At 61.4% G+C, this 17,431-nt stretch carries 14 protein-coding genes; 5 read left to right on the top strand and 9 right to left on the bottom strand.

Features of this window, described 5'->3' with window-relative positions; all coding sequences use genetic code 11:
- Positions 1–131: 131 nt before the first annotated feature.
- From NPS56_RS02950 to edd, 9 genes are all read right to left on the bottom strand, one after another.
- The gene (locus tag NPS56_RS02950) at positions 132–1,292 is read right to left on the bottom strand and encodes an ABC transporter ATP-binding protein (RefSeq protein WP_274073384.1); all 1,161 of its coding nucleotides are present in this window, start codon (positions 1,290–1,292) and stop codon (positions 132–134) included.
- Between the two features lie 2 nt (positions 1,293–1,294).
- Positions 1,295–2,140, bottom strand: a complete 846-nt coding sequence (locus NPS56_RS02945) for a carbohydrate ABC transporter permease (protein WP_047532453.1) — start codon at positions 2,138–2,140, stop codon at positions 1,295–1,297.
- Positions 2,133–3,041 carry a carbohydrate ABC transporter permease gene (locus tag NPS56_RS02940; protein ID WP_034149180.1) on the bottom strand — a complete coding sequence of 303 codons (909 nt, stop codon included), beginning with the start codon at positions 3,039–3,041 and terminating at the stop codon, positions 2,133–2,135. The genes NPS56_RS02945 and NPS56_RS02940 overlap by 8 nt, the downstream gene beginning before the upstream one ends.
- Positions 3,042–3,191: 150 nt before the next feature.
- A complete protein-coding gene (locus NPS56_RS02935) occupies positions 3,192–4,484 on the bottom strand; it encodes an ABC transporter substrate-binding protein (RefSeq protein ID WP_274073383.1) in 1,293 nt (430 codons plus the stop codon).
- 117 nt (positions 4,485–4,601) lie between these two features.
- A complete protein-coding gene (locus NPS56_RS02930) occupies positions 4,602–5,861 on the bottom strand; it encodes an AGE family epimerase/isomerase (RefSeq protein ID WP_274073382.1) in 1,260 nt (419 codons plus the stop codon).
- A gap of 220 nt (positions 5,862–6,081) precedes the next feature.
- Positions 6,082–7,551: an ATP-binding protein gene (locus NPS56_RS02925; RefSeq protein WP_274073381.1), complete on the bottom strand. Its 1,470-nt coding sequence runs from the start codon at positions 7,549–7,551 to the stop codon at positions 6,082–6,084.
- Positions 7,541–8,272 (bottom strand): response regulator, encoded by a 732-nt coding sequence (locus NPS56_RS02920; protein WP_274073380.1) that lies wholly within the window; start codon positions 8,270–8,272, stop codon positions 7,541–7,543. Before NPS56_RS02920 ends, NPS56_RS02925 begins: the two co-directional genes overlap by 11 nt.
- Before the next feature lie 179 nt (positions 8,273–8,451).
- The gene (locus tag NPS56_RS02915; RefSeq protein ID WP_274073379.1) at positions 8,452–9,411 is read right to left on the bottom strand and encodes a glucokinase; all 960 of its coding nucleotides are present in this window, start codon (positions 9,409–9,411) and stop codon (positions 8,452–8,454) included.
- Entirely contained in the window at positions 9,408–11,234 is a 1,827-nt protein-coding gene (edd, locus tag NPS56_RS02910) for a phosphogluconate dehydratase (RefSeq protein ID WP_008056761.1), read from the bottom strand. The genes NPS56_RS02915 and edd overlap by 4 nt, the downstream gene beginning before the upstream one ends.
- A gap of 220 nt (positions 11,235–11,454) precedes the next feature.
- Between edd and gap the strand changes: the two genes are divergently transcribed.
- The 5 genes from gap (at position 11,455) to NPS56_RS02885 (ending at position 17,417) form a co-directional block, all read left to right on the top strand.
- Entirely contained in the window at positions 11,455–12,456 is a 1,002-nt protein-coding gene (gap, locus tag NPS56_RS02905; RefSeq protein WP_274073378.1) for a type I glyceraldehyde-3-phosphate dehydrogenase, read from the top strand.
- Between the two features lie 134 nt (positions 12,457–12,590).
- Positions 12,591–13,055 carry a methylglyoxal synthase gene (locus NPS56_RS02900; RefSeq protein WP_274073377.1) on the top strand — a complete coding sequence of 155 codons (465 nt, stop codon included), beginning with the start codon at positions 12,591–12,593 and terminating at the stop codon, positions 13,053–13,055.
- 77 nt (positions 13,056–13,132) lie between these two features.
- Entirely contained in the window at positions 13,133–13,654 is a 522-nt protein-coding gene (locus NPS56_RS02895; RefSeq protein WP_274073376.1) for an RNA polymerase sigma factor, read from the top strand.
- Positions 13,655–13,738: 84 nt separating this feature from the next.
- Entirely contained in the window at positions 13,739–14,704 is a 966-nt protein-coding gene (locus NPS56_RS02890; RefSeq protein ID WP_274073375.1) for a FecR family protein, read from the top strand.
- Between the two features lie 121 nt (positions 14,705–14,825).
- Positions 14,826–17,417, top strand: coding sequence for a TonB-dependent receptor (locus NPS56_RS02885; protein ID WP_274073374.1), 2,592 nt, complete (start codon positions 14,826–14,828; stop codon positions 17,415–17,417).
- Positions 17,418–17,431 lie beyond the last annotated feature (14 nt).

Genomic DNA, 17,431 nt, shown 5'->3' with positions numbered 1-17,431 from the left:
CTGTGGGAGCGGGCTTTTGTGGGAGCTGGCCTGCCGGCGATAGCGTCAACTCGGTTCGAGGTTAAACCGAGTCGTCCGCATCGCCGGCAGGGCCAGCTCCCACACGACCCCGCTCCCACATTTTTTGATCTTCAGCGGCCTTTGAATTGGGCCACGTTGGCGGCGTGAGCTTCGGTTTTCGGCAAGCCAGCCACCCCCAGCCGCTCACCTGTCTTGGCATCGAACAGCAGCACTTTCGCCGGATCGAATTGCAACGTCAGGGTCTCGCCAACCTGCGGCGCCACGTCCGGCGCCAGGCGGCAGCAGACCTTGGTGTCGTTGAGGTTGACGAACACCAGGGTGTCCGGCCCCGTCGGTTCGGTGACCTGGACTTCGGCGCGAATGCTCGGCAAGCCATTGGGCTCGCCGCTGGCCAGCACGATCTGCTCAGGGCGCATGCCAAGGATCACTTCGCGGTCTTCGAGCCCGGCGTCCTGCATGCCCAGCGGCAGCTCGCAACGGGCCTGGCCGCTGTCGAGCAGCGCCAGCAGGCGACCGTCCTTGCGCTGCAGGCGCAGGGGGATGAAGTTCATCGGCGGCGAACCGATGAAGCTCGCCACGAACAGGTTGGCCGGGTTGTTGTAGATGTCTTTCGGTGTACCGAACTGCTGGATGATCCCGTCTTTCATCACCGCCACCTTGTCGCCCAGGGTCATGGCCTCGATCTGGTCGTGGGTCACGTACACCGTGGTGGTTTTCAGGCGCTGGTGCATCAGTTTCATTTCGGTGCGCATCTCGACCCGCAGCTTGGCGTCGAGGTTGGACAGCGGTTCGTCGAACAGATAGATCTTCGGCCGCCGCGCCAGGGCACGGCCCATCGCCACGCGCTGTTGCTGACCACCGGAGAGCTGGCCGGGCTTGCGATTGAGCAGGTGTTCGATCTGCAACAGCTTGGCGACGCGAGTGACTTCCTCATCGATGGCCGACTGGCTCATCTTGCGGATTTTCAGGCCGAACTCGATGTTCTCGCGCACGCTCATGGTCGGGTACAGCGCGTAGGACTGGAACACCATGGCGATGTCGCGATCCTTGGGGCTCATGCCGCTGACGTCCTGGTCGCCGATCATGATTGCGCCGCCGGTGATGGTCTCGAGACCGGCGATGCAATTCATCAGGGTCGACTTGCCGCAGCCCGACGGACCGACAAGGATCAGGAACTCACCGTCCTTGATCGACAGTTCGATGTTCTTCAGGGTGTCCGGAAGGCCGGCGCCATAGGTCTTGTTTACATTGCGAAGTTCGAGCGTAGCCATGATTACCCCTTGACTGCGCCGGCCGTCAGCCCGCGCACGAAATACTTGCCTGCGACCACATAGACCAGCAGGGTCGGCAGCCCGGCGATCATCGCCGCTGCCATATCAACGTTGTATTCCTTGGCCCCGGTACTGGTGTTGACCAAGTTGTTCAGCGCCACCGTGATCGGTTGTGAATCCCCGCTGGAGAACACCACCCCGAACAGGAAGTCGTTCCAGATCTGAGTGAACTGCCAGATCAGGCAGACCATGATGATCGGCGTCGACATCGGCAGGATGATCCGGCGGAAGATGGTGAAGAAACCCGCGCCGTCGAGGCGCGCCGCTTTCACCAGCGCATCGGGAATGCTGATGTAGTAGTTACGGAAGAACAGCGTGGTGAACGCCAGGCCATAGACCACGTGCACGAACACCAGGCCCGTGGTGGTGCTCGCCAGGCCCATCTTGCCGAGGGTGAACGAGGCCGGCAGCAGGACGGTCTGGAACGGCAGGAAGCAACCGAACAGCAACAGGCCGAAAAACAGCTGCGAACCACGGAAACGCCACATCGACAGCACGTAGCCGTTCAGGGCACCGATGGCCGTGGAGATCAGCACCGCCGGAACGGTGATCTTGATCGAGTTCCAGAAATAACCGTCAACCGTGGCCCAGGCCTTGACCCAGCCGATGCCGCTGACCACGGTCGGCCAGCTCAGCAGGTTGCCGGTGCTGATGTCTTCCGGGGTCTTGAAACTGGTCAACAGCATGACCACCAGCGGAATCAGGTAGAGCATCACGGCGAGGATCAGCACGGCGTAGATCGCGATGCGACTCAAGCTGATGGCAGGTTTGGCAGCGAGACTAGTCATGACGCTTGGTCCTCAGCTCGGAGTACAGGTAAGGCACGATGATTGCGAGAATCGCACCGAGCATCAGAATCGCACTGGCCGAACCCATGCCCATCTGGCCGCGACTGAAGGTGAAGGAGTACATGAACATCGCTGGCAGGTCCGAGGAGTAGCCCGGGCCACCGGCGGTCATCGCCGCCACCAGGTCGAAACTCTTGATCGCGATGTGCGCCAGGATCATCACCGCGCTGAAGAACACCGGGCGCAGGCTTGGCAGCACCACTTTCCAGTAGATGCGCGGCATGCTCGCCCCATCGATCTGCGCGGCACGGATGATCGATTGATCAACGCCGCGCAGGCCGGCGAGGAACATCGCCATGATGAAGCCCGAGGCTTGCCAGACAGCGGCAATCACCAGGCAATAGACCACGCGATCCGGGTCGATCAGCCAGTCCAGGCGGAAGCCTTCCCAGCCCCAGTCACGCAACAATTTGTCCAGGCCCATGCCCGGGTTGAGCAGCCATTTCCATGCAGTACCGGTGACGATCATCGAGAGCGCCATCGGGTACAGGTAAATGGTGCGGATGAAGCCTTCTCGACGGATGCGCTGGTCGAGGAAAACCGCCAGCAGCACGCCGATCACCAGGGTGATGCCGATGAACATGCCACCGAACAGTGCCAGGTTCTTGCTCGCCACCCACCAGCGGTCGTTGTCGAACAGCCGCGCATATTGCGCCAGGCCCGCCCACTTGTAGTTGGGCAGGAAGGTCGATGTGGTGAACGACAGAACGAACGTCCACAGGATGTAGCCATAGAAGCCCACCAGCACGATGAACATGCTCGGCGCCAGCACCAGTTTTGGCAGCCAGCGTTGCAATGCATCGAACGGCGAGGCCTTGCTGAACACAGCAACAGAACTCATGGGGAAATCCACAATAAAGATTACAAGGGCATTCCCTTGTGGGAGCGGGCTTGCTCGCGAAAGCGGTGTGTCAGGCGAAACATGTATCAACTGATGCGACGCCTTCGCGAGCAAGCCCGCTCCCACAGGAGGGGCCTGCGGTGCTAAGGGTTACTTGGCCGACTGAACCGCCGCGCCGAGTTTTTTGGCCGCATCAGCCGGATCGGCTTTCGGGTCGTTGATGTAGTTGGTCACTACGTCGAAGAACGCACCCTGTACCGCCAGCGTGGTCGCCATGTTGTGCGCCATGCTCGGTTGCAGGCCGCCGGACTTGGCGTCAGTCAGGAAGTCCTTGGCCGCGGTCTGGGCGCACGCATCGAAACCGTACTTGCCCATGTCCGCCAGCATGTCGTTGCGCACCGGGATCGAGCCCTTGTTGATGCTGAAGACTTTCTGGAAGTTCTCACCCAATACGACTTTGGCGATGTCCTGCTGACCGGCTGCAGTGCCTTTGTCTTTTTGCTTGAACACTGCCAGCGAGTCGATGTTGTAGGTGAAGGCCTTGTCGGTACCCGGGAACGCTACGCACTCGTAGTCCTTGCCGGCGACCTTCTTGGCGGCGGTCCACTCGGACTTGGCCCAGTCACCCATGATCTGCATGCCGGCCTTGCCGTTGATGACCTTGGCCGCTTCCAGGTTCCAGTCCTGACCTTTGCCGTCGGCGTCCATGTAGGTCGCTACTTTCTTCAGTTCGGTCAGCGCCTTGACCATTTCCGGACCGGTCAGCGCGCCATTGTCGAGATCAACCAGGGCTTTCTTGTAACCATCGACACCCATGACCGAAAGCACAACGGCTTCGAATACGGTGCTGTCCTGCCAAGGCTGGCCGCCGTGGGCGAGCGCAATGAAGCCGGCAGCCTTGAGCTTGTCGCCTGCAGCGTAGAATTCTTCGAGGGTGGTCGGGTTCTTGGTGATACCGGCTTTCTTGAAGACTTCCGGGTTGATCCACAGCCAGTTCACCCGGTGGATGTTCACCGGCACGGCCACGTAATCACCTTCGTACTTCACGGTATCGGAGACTTTCTTGTCGAGCAGGCTGTCCCACTTCTCTTCTTTGGCAACGTCCTTGAGGACGTCGGTGTCGAGCAGACCGGTCGACGCCCACTCCTGAATGTCCGGGCCCTTGATCTGGGCAACGCCTGGCGGGTTACCCGCTACGGCACGGCTTTTCAGCACGGTCATGGCCGTCGCACCGCCACCACCGGCGACTGCGCCGTCCTTCCAGGTGAAGCCGTCTTTTTCGACTTGAGCCTTGAGCACATCGACCGCTGCCTTTTCACCACCCGAGGTCCACCAGTGAACGACTTCCACGGAACCTTTGGATTCGGCGGCAAGCACACTGAGCGGAAGCGCAGACAGGGAGACGAGGGAAATGACAGTAGCGAGGCGAGAAATCGCATTCATCGAGAAGTACCTTTCTTGTTGTTATGCATGCAAGTCTGGTGCTTGCGCTGCAGAGGATTTTAAACAGGGGACGGCCCTTCGCAGGTAACGAAGGGACGCGCGAATGTCACCGCATGGTTACACAGAACCGCTCTGGGACAATGCTGCCAGCGCACTGGCCATGCTCGGCGCCAACGGCAGGCGCGGGATCAGCACCGCTTGCCAGGCGTGATAGAGGTCGGGTTTTCCGGGCCAGATATCGGCACTTGGGCGGTTCAAGGGGTCGAGTTCGTGATGCCAACTGCCATCGCATCGGTCGATGAAATGACTGTCACAGAATTCCCAGAACAGGCGATACCAGCGTTCGTATTGCTCATCCCCAGTACGCTTGAGCAAGGCACTGGCGGCGGCGCTGGCTTCGCAATGGGTCCAGTGTAGGCGATGGCGAACCACCGCCTTGTTGTCCCAGTCGAGGGTGTAGACCAGGCCCGGCGCGCCGTCGATGTTCCAGCCGTGGCGACAGTTGTGCTCGAAGAGTTTTTGCGCGTCGGTGGCCAGCCAGCCTGGGGTGAGCATGCCGGCGCGTACTCGCGCAGCCTCGAGATGCAAGAGCAATCGAGCCCATTCGAAACCGTGTCCCGGCGTGGTGCCGTAGGGGCGAAAACCATCGGCCGGGTTGTCGCGGTTGTACTCGCGCAGCGGTTGCCAGTCGCGGTCGAAATGCTCGATCACCAGATAGTCATTGGCGGCGGCGTGACCATGAATCACTCGCTCGACGATGCGCTGGGCGCGGTTTAACCAGCGCTTGTCGTCGGTGACATCGGCCAGGGCGAGGAAAGCTTCGGTGGCGTGCATGTTGCTGTTGGCGCCGCGGTAGGCCTCCTCTTCGCTCCAGTCGCGATTGAAGGCTTCGCGCATGGCGCCTTCTTCTTCGCTCCAGAAACAGCTGTCGATGATGTCGATCGCGTCATCGAGCAAGGCCTGCGCACCGGGCCGTTGCGCGACCACCGCGGAACTCGCGGCCAGGGCCACGAAGGCATGCAGGTAGGCGTTCTTGCCGGTGTTACCGTCACGGTGTTGGGCGAGCGCGAACCAGCCACCGTGCACGGCATCGCGCAGCGGCCCGCGCAGGGCCTGGATGCCGTGATCCACCAGGTCGGCAAATCCTGGCAGGCCCTGGATATGCGCCATGGCGAAGCAGTGGGTCATGCGCGCGGTGTTCATGGTGTGGGCTTGGGCGTCGGCCGGCAGACGACCTTTTTCGTCGAGATTGCCGAAGCCTTCAGGCAGTCTTGATGCCTTGGCGAATGCCAGCAGGCGCAAGCCTTCGGCGGCGAGCCATTGCTGATGGGCCGGTGCGTTCAGCCAGCTGCTGAAGGCGGGTTGAGAGGAGTCCATGGGGTGCCTTTTTTGTTGTTATGACTGAGGGGCAGTCTAAACAACGGGCGGTGGTGGGCTTGTAACGAAGGGGGCGTGTTATGTCACCAAGCTGTGACATTTCCCTTTTGAAATTGCGTTGAATGCACTGACGCCTTCGCGAGCAAGCCCGCTCCCACAGTTGGAATGCATTCCAACTGTGGGAGCGGGCTTGCTCGCGAAGAACGATAACGCGGTATTACTAATCAACACTGCGGGGCAGTTGCAGGGTCACCCGCAACCCCCCCTCACGCAAATTCTGCAAACTCACTTCACCCCCATGACTATGGGCAATATTGCGCGCAATCCCCAACCCCAACCCATATCCCTGCTGCTGCCCGGCCAGACGAAAGTGCGGTTCGAACACCTGCTCCAGTCGCTGCTCGGGAACCCCTGGCCCTTCATCATCGACATGCAGGACAAACGCGCTGTCGTCGTCATCGATGTGCAGGTGGGCGTTCTGGCCGTACTTCAGGGCGTTGTCGATCAGGTTGCCGATGCAACGCTTGAGCGCCAGCGGTTTGCCCGGATAGGCCGCCAGGGCGTGGCCTTGCTGGGTCACGCGACCGTTACCGTTGGGTGACAGGTACGGCTCGACCAGACATTCAAGCACATGGTTGAGGTCGACCTGCTCGATGTTCTCGTGGATGTCAGTGTCTTTCACACATTGCAGTGCGCCCTTGACCAGCAGCTCCAGCTCATCCAGGTCACGCCCGAACTTGGCTTGCAGCTGTTCGTCTTCGAGCAATTCGACCCGCAGGCGCAAACGGGTGATCGGGGTGCGCAAGTCGTGGGAAATCGCGCTGAACAACTGGCTGCGTTCGGTCAGGTAACGGCTGATGCGCTCGCGCATGGTGTTGAAGGCGCGGCCGACTTCGACCACTTCACTGCCGCCGCCTTCGGCCACCGGCTCGACGTCGGCGCCCAGCGACAAATCCCGCGCCGCCCGCGCCAGGCGCTTGAGCGGCCGGCTTTGCCAGTGCACCAACAGGCCGATGAACAACAGCAGGAAGCCGCTGGTGAGGACGATGAACCACACCTGCTGCGCCGGCAGGCCTTGTTCTTCAAGACTGGTGTAGGGCTCTGGCAACAGCGAGGCGATGTACAGCCATTCGCCCGGCGCCATCTGGATCTGCGTGACCAATACGGGTGGGTTCACCGGCTCCAGGGTCAGCGCGTAGTGCGCCCAGGAACGTGGCAGTTCGTCGAGCTTGAGACCAGCGTTGAAGATGCGCAGGTCTTCGGGGCTGACAAAGGTTACCGAGATGTCGGTGTCCTGGCCGAGGGATTGGCGCAGCACCTGGTCCACCGCCTTGATCACCGCTTCCTTGCGGGGCGTGATCGGCAACACTTCCATGCCCAGGGGTTTGTCATTGAGCGTCACCACGAACCGCGTACCGCCCATGCTGCGCAGCTGGTCGAGCACCAGCGGGCGATAGGCCACCGGCAACGAGCGCAGGTAACTGACGCTGGCGTTCATCGAGTGAGCGAGGCTGCGCGCGCTGGTGACCAGGCCTTCCAGCTGGGTCGCACGTAACTGGGAAACCCAGATCACGCTCGACAAGGTCTGGGCAAACAACACCGCGAGTAACGTCAGCAACAACATGCGCCCGAGCAGCGAGCGTGGCACCGGCACGCGGCCGGCGAGCTTACGCAAAAAATCAGTGACCATTGGCGGCAACCACACTGGCTGCCAGCTGATAGCCGCTGCCCCGTACGGTGCGAATCAGCCGCGGCGGTTTTTCCGTATCGCGCAGACGCTGGCGCAGACGGCTGACCGCCATGTCGACGATGCGATCGAGGGGCATCAGGTCCCGGCCCCGGGTGGCGTTGCCGATGGTGTCGCGGTCGAGGATTTCCTGGGGGTGATCGAGGAACAGCTTCAACAGGGCGAAATCGGCACCGGACAGAATCACCTCTTCGCCATCGATGTGGAACAGGCGATGACTGACCATGTCCAGGCGCCAGTCATCGAAGGCCAGCACTTCGTTGCCGGAGCGCTCCTGGCCGAACTGGGCCCGGCGCAGCAAGGCCTTGATGCGTGCCTGCAATTCCCGGGGGCTGAAGGGCTTGCCCAGGTAGTCGTCGGCCCCCAGCTCCAGGCCGATGACCCGGTCGGCCTCGTCGGAGCTGGCGGTGAGCATGATGATCGGCACCTGTGACTGACGCGGGTGCTGGCGAATCCAGCGGCACAGGCTGAAACCGTCTTCGTCCGGCAGCATCACGTCGAGGATCACCAGGTCGCTGGGGGCGTCGTTGAGGGCCTGGCGAAAGCCGGCGCCATCGGGCGTGGTACGCACCTGGAAACCCGCGCGGGTCAGGTAGGTGTCCAGCAACTCGCGTATCTCTTGATCGTCATCGACCAACAAAATCGACTTGTTGACTGAGCTCACAGGAAGGCGTCCTTGTTATTTGAATTGGGCGGATTATGCCTTAAGCACCATTTTTACAAACACCACAGAAACAATTGTGGGGGCGGGCTTGCTCGCGAAAGCGGTGTGTCAGTCAACGAATGTGTTGAATGTAAAACCGTTTTCGCGAGCAAGCCCGCTCCCACATTTTTGATCGCATTTCACACTGGGACAGATTGTTCCAGTGCTACCCCTGCCCCCATCAACCCGGAATATGGCGCCGTCACCAGCCACACCGGAATCCCCTTGAAGTAATCGCTCATGCAACCCTTGTCGGCAAAGCATCGAGCGAAGCCGCTTTCGAGGAAGAAATCGGCGAAGCGCGGGATCACCCCGCCAACGATGAACACACCACCACGCGCACCGGTGGTCAGCACATTGTTGCCGGCCACGCGACCGAGCCAACTGCAGAATTGTTCGAGCACTTCCAGGGCAATCGGATCGCCCGCCAACCCGGCAGCCGTAATCGCCTCCGGTGTTTCGAGTACCGGCGTGTGCCCATCCACCGCACAGATCGCCCGATAAACTCGGGGTAAGCCGCCGCCACTCAACGCCGTTTCAGCGCTGACATGGCCGATCTCGTTGAAGATGTGCTGCCACAGTTGAGTCTCGCGCGGACTGCTCAGCGGCAGATCGACGTGACCGCCCTCCCCCGGCAACGCGGCAAAACGCCCGTCGCCCAGATCGAGCAACGTGCCAACGCCCAGCCCCGTACCCGGGCCAATCACCACCGCCGGGCGCAACGGCTCCGGCGTGCCTTCGCACACCACGCGAAATTCGCCGGGTTGCAGGCGGGTCATGCCCAGGGCCATGGCCGAGAAATCGTTGACCAGCAGCAGCTGATCGACCTGCAAGGTCTTGCAGAAACCCTTGCGGCTCAAACGCCAGTGATTGTTGGTGAATTTGAATTCGTCGCCGCTCACGGGGCCTGCCACCGACAGGCATACCGAGCCGATGGAACCCGGCGCCAAGCCGAGTCCGCTCAGGTAGAGGCTGATCGCCTCTTCCGGGCTGGCGTGATCGGCCGTCGCCAGCACCTGGACGCTTTCCAATTGCTGGTTTTTCCACAACGCGAAACGTGCGTTGGTGCCTCCGATGTCACCGACCAAAGCCAGTTTCAATTAAGCGTCTCCAGGGCAGAAGTGAAGGCGCTGGCCCCCTGCTCCGCCGAGCTGAAGGCCATGCGCATGAAACCAAACAGTTCGCGACCGGTGCCGATGTTGTTGCCCAACAAACCCTTGGCTGGTGTGCGCGCTGCAAATTCTTCGGCGTCCACCTTAAGCTCCAGGGTGCCTTTGACGCCATCGACGCGGATGATATCGCCCTCTTGCACCCGTGCCAAAGCGCCGCCCACATAAGCTTCGGGGCTGACATGGATGGCCGCCGGGATTTTCCCCGAGGCACCGGACATGCGCCCGTCGGTGACCAGTGCCACCTTGAAGCCGCGATCCTGCAGCACGCCAAGGAACGGCGTCATCTTGTGCAGTTCCGGCATGCCGTTGGAACGCGGGCCCTGGAAGCGCATCACCGCGACAAAATCCTTCTCCAGCAAACCGGCCTTGAACGCATCGGCCAGGTCCTGCTGATCCTGAAACACCATGGCGGGCGCTTCGACGATCTGGTTTTCCAGTGCTACGGCGGAAACTTTCATGACGCCGCGACCGAGGTTGCCTTCCATCACCCGCAAGCCGCCCTCGGGCGAGAATGCGCGGGCGACCGGACGCAGGATGCTTTCATCGAGGCTTTCGGTAATGCCTTCGCGCCAGACCAGTTCGCCGTTGTCGAGGAACGGCTCCATGGTGTAACGGCGCAGGCCGTGACCGAGCACGGTGTTGACGTTTTCGTGGAGCAGCCCGGCGTCCAGCAGTTCGCGAATCAGGAACGACATGCCGCCCGCAGCCTGGAAGTGGTTGATGTCGGCCTTGCCGTTCGGGTAGACGTGGCTCAGGGTCGGCACCACCTCGGAGAGGTCGGCCATGTCCTGCCAGGTCAGCTGGATGCCTGCCGCCATGGCGATCGCCGGCATGTGCAAGGTGTGGTTGGTCGAGCCGCCGGTGGCGTGCAGGGCGACGATGGAGTTGACCAGCGAACGCTCGTCGACGATTTCACCGATCGGCAGGTAGTCGCCGTTCTGCTTGGTGATGCGCGTCACCTGGTGCGCCGCTTCGCGGGTCAGGGCGTCGCGCAACGGCGTGTTCGGGTTGACGAAGGAAGCGCCCGGCAAGTGCAGGCCCATGACTTCCATCAACAGCTGGTTGGTGTTGGCGGTGCCGTAGAAGGTGCAGGTGCCGGGGCTGTGGTAGGAGTTCATTTCCGACTCCAGCAGTTCTTCGCGGCTGGCTTTGCCTTCGGCGTAGCGCTGGCGCACGTCGGCTTTCTGCTTGTTGGAAATACCCGACACCATCGGCCCGCCCGGGACGAAGATCATCGGCAGGTGGCCGAAGCGCAGCGCGCCCATCATCAGGCCCGGGACGATCTTGTCGCAGATGCCGAGCATCAGCGCGCCATCGAACATGTTGTGGGACAGCGCCACGGCGGTGGACAGCGCGATGACTTCGCGGCTCGGCAGGCTCAGCTCCATGCCCGGCTCGCCCTGGGTCACGCCATCGCACATGGCCGGGGTACCGCCGGCGAACTGGCCGACGGAGCCGATTTCGCGCAGGGCCTTCTTGATCAGTTCGGGGAAGACTTCATACGGCTGGTGCGCCGAGAGCATGTCGTTATATGACGAAACAATTGCGATGTTGGCGGAGTTCATCATCCGCAGGCTGTTCTTGTCGTCGCTGCCGCAACCGGCCACGCCGTGGGCGAAGTTGGCGCATTGCAGCTTGCCGCGCATAGGACCGTCGCTGGCGGCATCGCGAATCAGTGCAAGGTAAGCCTCACGCGTGGCGCGACTGCGGGCGATAAGCCGTTCGGTGACCTCAAGGACGCGGGGATGCATGTGTAGAACTCCAGGCTAACGGATGTGGCGACCTGATTGTCTATGCTGATCAAAGGCCGGTGTCGATGGGATGACAGACGGTTTTCTTGATCGGTTGGACCAGTTGATTCAGGTCACTCGTTGTAGATTGAATAAAATATTGCCATTAAAAAGGCTTGTTTTCTATTTTTTTGCGAATAATCTTGTAATTCCAACAACAAAACGACGGCGGCGCTGATAAATGACTCTACGAATCGCAATCAATGGTTTTGGCCGCATTGGTCGTAACGTCCTTCGAGCACTCTATACCCAAGGCTATCGCCAGGATTTGCAGATCGTCGCCATCAACGACCTGGGAGACAGCGCTATCAATGCGCACTTGCTCAAGTACGACACGGTTCACGGCACGTTCGAAGCCGATGTCCAGCATGACCAGGAAAGTCTGACCGTCAACGGCGACCGCATTTCGGTTAGCGCCATTCGCAATCCGGCCGACCTGCCCTGGGCCGCGGAAAAGATCGATGTGGTGTTCGAATGCACCGGTCTGTTCACCGACCGCGCCAAAGCCGCCGCGCATATTACGGCCGGCGCACGCAAAGTGATCATCTCGGCCCCGGCCGCAGGCGCCGACGCCACCGTGGTATATGGAGTCAACCACGACATTCTGCGCCAGTCGCACCAGATTATTTCCAACGCCTCGTGCACCACCAACTGCCTGGCCCCGGTGGCTCAGGTGCTGCACCGCGAACTGGGCATCGAAAGCGGCCTGATGACCACCATCCATGCCTACACCAACGACCAGAACCTGACCGACGTCTACCACAGCGACCCGTACCGCGCCCGTTCGGCCACCCAGAACATGATCCCGAGCAAGACCGGGGCTGCCGAAGCGGTCGGCCTGGTGCTGCCGGAACTGGCGGGCAAACTGACCGGCATGGCCGTGCGCGTGCCGGTGATCAACGTCTCCCTGGTCGACCTGACCGTGCAGCTCAAGCGCGAAGCGTCGAAGGAAGAAGTCAACGAACTGCTCAAGCAAGCCGCCCAGCACTCGAAAATCCTCGGCTACAACACCTTGCCGCTGGTTTCCAGCGACTTCAACCACAACCCGCTGTCGTCGATCTTCGACGCCAACCACACCAAGTCCAGCGGCAAGCTGCTCAAGGTGCTGGCCTGGTACGACAACGAATGGGGCTTCTCCAACCGCATGCTCGATAACTGCCTGGCGCTATGCCACGCCGAATAATTCGGCGCCTGCATGATCGCCATCGCCAGCAAGCCGGCTCCTACAGGAATCGCATACGACGCGCCTTGTAGGAGCCGGCTTGCTGGCGATGGCGTCCTCAGAATCACCCTCGCAAATCGCCTGTGGAACACTCCATGATCGGTATCAGCTTCACCCAAAAATCCATCGCCGCGCGCAAGCGCATCGCCCTGGTCGCCCACGACCACTGCAAGGTATTCCTGCTGGACTGGGCAGAGCGCCAGAAAGACCGCCTGGCCCAACATGAACTGGTCGCCACCGGCACCACCGGGTTGTTGTTGCAACAACGCCTGGACCTGCCCGTGGAGAGCATGATCAGCGGCCCCCTGGGCGGTGACCAACAGCTCGGCGCACGCATCGCCGAGCAAAGGGTCGACATGCTGGTGTTCTTCTGGGACCCGTTCGAACCACAGCCACACGACCCCGACATCAAGGCATTGCTGCGGGTCGCGGCGGTCTGGAACATCCCGGTGGCATGCAACGAATGCAGCGCCGACTACCTGCTCAGCAGCCCGCTGATGGATCAGGCACACGCCCATCGGATTCCCGATTACGCGACGTATTTGCAGGGTCGTGCGTAAACCTTCACAAATCAGGACTTGACCATTCAAGTAGATGATAAGCATTATCATTCGCTTAAAATGGATCAGGTCCTCCCGTGAGTCAATCGCGCTTCAACGACGTCTTCATCACCCAGCGAGTCTCCCTGCTGCGCACGCTGGAGCGGATGGTCAACAATCACAGCACCGCCGAAGACCTCCTGCAGGAGACCTACCTGCGCGTGACCCGGGCGCTCGGCGAGCGGGCCATCGATCACCTCGAACCCTTCGTTTTCCAGACCGCCCGCAACCTGGCGCTGGACCACCTGCGTGCGCGGCGCATCCACTCGCGCACCATGGTCGACGACGTGCCACTGGAGGTGGTGGAAAGCGTCGCCGCCCCCGCCAGCAGTGCCGAAGACGCCGCCCATGCCGAACAACTGCTCGAGCGTTTGAACGTGCGCCTCAGTCAACTCAGTGCCCGCCAGCAGCAAATTTTCATCCTCAGCCGCCTGCACGGCCACAGCTACCTGGAGATCGCCGAGAAACTCGGCGTCTCGCTCAGTACCGTGCAGAAAGAGCTGAAACTGATCATGACGATATGTATGGCTGTCGCAGAGAACAGCAGCGGCAAGCTTTAAGCTGCAAGCTCCACCGCCGAACCGAGCTTGCAGCATGTAGCTTGAAGCTTGAAACTGCATCTCTCAACCTTCCGAGTAAACACCGTGACGGACACCCACCGCGCCCCTTCGCCTGCCCCGGCGCAGGCTACAGCCGAGGCGATGGACCAGGCCCTGGACTGGCTGATCGTGCTGGACAGCCCGAGCGAAGAGCAGACCCGCCAGTTCCACCAATGGCTCGCGGCCGACCCGGCGCACGCCGAAGCGTTTGCCAGGGCCCAGGCGATCTGGAACGGTGCGCCAGTCACCCAATGCGCGCAAACCCTGGCAACGCAGCCCACAAAAGTCAGCGTGCTGTCGCGCCTGCGTCCGCACTGGAAACCCCTGGCCACGGCCGCCGTGCTGATCCTCGGTTTGTTCAGTTTCAGCAATCTGCCCATGCGCCTGCAGGCCGATCACCTGACCGTGGTCGGTGAGCGCCAGCGCCTGCAACTGGAGGACGGCTCGCAAGTCCTGCTCAACACCAACTCGGCCTTATCCAGCACCATCAACGATCAGAAGCGCGTGGCCCGCCTGTATCAGGGCGAGGCGTTTTTCGACGTGCAGCCCCATCGCGGCCTGCCGCTGGAAATCGACGCCGGGCGAGTTACGGCGAGTGTCCGCGATACCGCGTTTGCCGTGCGTTACCTCGACGGAGTGACCCAGGTTCGGGTGCAGCGAGGGGATGTCGACTTGCGCGCCAGCGGCGACAACGCCCTGGTACGCCTGACCGCTGGGGAAAGCATCCGCATCGGCCCCAACGGTTTCGACCGCCCGGCCAAACTGGATGCAGCCACCGACCTGGCCTGGGTCCAGGGCCGCCTGGTATTTGAAAACTGCCCGCTGAGCCAGGTGCTGGCGGAATTGCGTCGCTACTATCCGGGCTGGATCATCAACAACAACGAGCAGTTGGCTGATGTCGCCGTGACCGGAAACTACCGTCTCGACCAGCCGCTGGACGTGGTCCGCTCCCTGGCGCACATCACATCGGCCCGGCTCCAGGAATTCCCGGCACTGGTCATCTTGAACTGAATGAGAATTATTTTTACTCGATAGCCGAAGCTCGTACGTCTCGTTATAGCCAATGCAATTGATTCGCATCCTTGATGCCAATCAGCACCTATAAAGATTCGTGCGACACGGAGCGCTATCGATGTCCTCTCGCCTTACCCGCCCAGCCTCTTCACCTTCCCGCGTACTGTCGCTGCTGACCGCCGCCATCCTGATGGCCGGTACTGCACCGGTCATGGCCGCCACTGCAGCCGAGCAGCCGTCGCGCAAAATGGGCGATTACGCGTTCACCATTGCGCCACAGCCGCTGGTCTCGGCACTCAATGCCTTTACCGCCGTGACAGGTTGGCAAGTGGGCTTGCCGGCAGAACTGGCAGAAGGTGTGTCGTCGCCGGGCGTGCGCGGCTCGCTGCCCCCGGAAAAAGCCCTGGATCGCCTGTTGGTGGGGACCAACCTGAGCTATCGAAAACTGGGCAGCAACAACATCGTGCTGGAGCGCCGCAGCAATGCCGGCACCCTGAACCTGCAACAGGTGACGATCAGCGCCACGCGTAACGAGCAGGACGTGAACAGCGTCCCCAGCACCGTCACCGTCCACACCCGTGAAGAGCTGGACCGCAACAACGTCAACACCATCAAGGACCTGGTGCGCTACGAGCCAGGCGTTTCGGTGGGTGGTGCCGGTACCCGTGGCGGGATCAGCGGCTACAACATCCGCGGCATCGACGGAAACCGAGTTCTGACCCAGATCGACGGTGTCGAGATTCCCAACGGTTTCTTCAACGGTCCCTACGCCAAGACCCAGCGCAACTACGTCGACCCCGAGATCATCAAGCGCGTGGAAATCCTTCGCGGTCCGGCTTCGGTGCTCTACGGCAGCAACGCCATCGGTGGTGCCGTCAGCTACTACACCCTGGACCCGGACGACATCATCAAGCCAGGCCAGGACGTCGGTGCCCGCCTGAAGACCGGCTACAGCTCCGCGGACGAAAGCTGGCTGAAATCCGCCACCGTGGCCGGTCGCGCCGACCAGTTCGACGGCCTGCTGCACTACAGCCAGCGCGACGGTCATGAAACCGAATCCTACGGCAGCAACAACAGCACCGGCCTGACCCGCACCGCCGCCAACCCTGAAGATGTGCGCGCCACCAACGTGCTGGCCAAGCTCGGCTGGAACTACAAGGACGATGCACGCCTGGGCCTGACCTACGAGAAATACAAGGACGATCGCGACACCGATCAGAAAAGCGCCTATGGCGGTCCTTACTTTGCAGGCGCGCCGACCATTCCCGACAGCATCCTGCCCGGCGGCATGTACCAGTCGCGTACCGGCAACGACACCATTACCCGTGAACGCTTCGGCCTGGAGCACAGCTTCGCGCTCGACAGCCTGTTGGTGGATAACGTCAAGTGGAGCCTGAACCACCAGATCGCCAAGACCGACCAGAGCACTGACGAGGTCTACTTCCCGATCACCCGCAAGGTGTTGCGTACCCGGGACACGGTCTACGAAGAAAAGCAGTGGGTCTTCGACGCCCAATTTGAGAAGGGCTTCAGCATTGCCGACACCGAACACCTTCTGACCTACGGCACTACCCTCAAGCAGCAGAAAGTCACCGGCTCACGCAGCGGCAACGCCACCTGCCTGGCGGTCGGTCGCGGCTGCACCGCCATCGGTGCTCCCAGCCCGGCGGACGTGCTGAAGAAATCCAGCGACTTCCCGGACCCGACCATCAACACCTACAGCCTGTTCGCACAGGACCAGATCAGCTGGAACGACTGGACCTTCCTGCCCGGCCTGCGCTACGACTACACCGAACTCAAGCCGGACATCACCCAGGAGTTCCTCAACACCGTGGACCCGGACGGCCTTGGTACCGTCAGCGACGGCAACAAGACCTGGCACAAAGTCTCGCCCAAATTCGGCCTGACCTATGCCCTGACGGAAAACTACACCTGGTATGGCCAGTACGCCGAAGGGTTCCGCACCCCGACCGCCAAGGCGCTGTACGGGCGCTTTGAAAACTCCGCTACCGGCTACCGGGTGGAACCGAACCCGGACCTGGACCCGGAAAAAAGCCAGAGCTACGAGACCGGCCTGCGGGGCAACTTCGAGCAGGGCTCCTTCGATGTGGCGGTGTTCTATAACAAGTACCGCGACTTCATCAACGAAGACGCGGTCACCCCGGGCTACGACGAACCGACCTTCCAGAGCGCCAACATCAAGCACGCCACCATCAAGGGTGCGGAGGTCAAGGGCCGCCTGAACCTCGACGCCTTTGGCGCCCCCCAAGGCCTCTATACCCAGGGCTCGGTGGCCTACGCCTACGGTCGCAACAACGACAACGGCGAGCCGATCAACAGTGTCAATCCACTGACCGGCGTGTTCGGCCTCGGTTATGACCAGGACCATTACGGCGGCCTGCTCAGCTGGACTCTGGTGAAAAAGAAGGACCGCGTCGACGACAGCAACTTCAAGTCTCCGGACGGCGTCAGCAGCCAGTTCAAGACCCCGGGCTTCGGCATTCTCGACCTGAGCGCCTACTACAAGGTCACCGACGACGTGACCGTCAGCGGCGGCGTCTACAACCTGACCGACAAGAAGTACTGGCTGTGGGATGACGTGCGTGGCTACGACAACGTCGGCGAAGCGTCGGTGACGCAACCGGCCAACCTCGATCGCCTGACTCAGCCTGGACGCAACTTCGCGATCAATCTGGTCTGGGACATCTGAACCTGTGCACACCG

Source organism: Pseudomonas putida, assembly GCF_028682635.1.
Taxonomy (GTDB): domain Bacteria; phylum Pseudomonadota; class Gammaproteobacteria; order Pseudomonadales; family Pseudomonadaceae; genus Aquipseudomonas; species Aquipseudomonas putida_AE.
The sequence above is the reverse complement of the archived record's forward strand: the minus strand, read 5'-3'. Positions and strand labels throughout refer to the sequence as shown.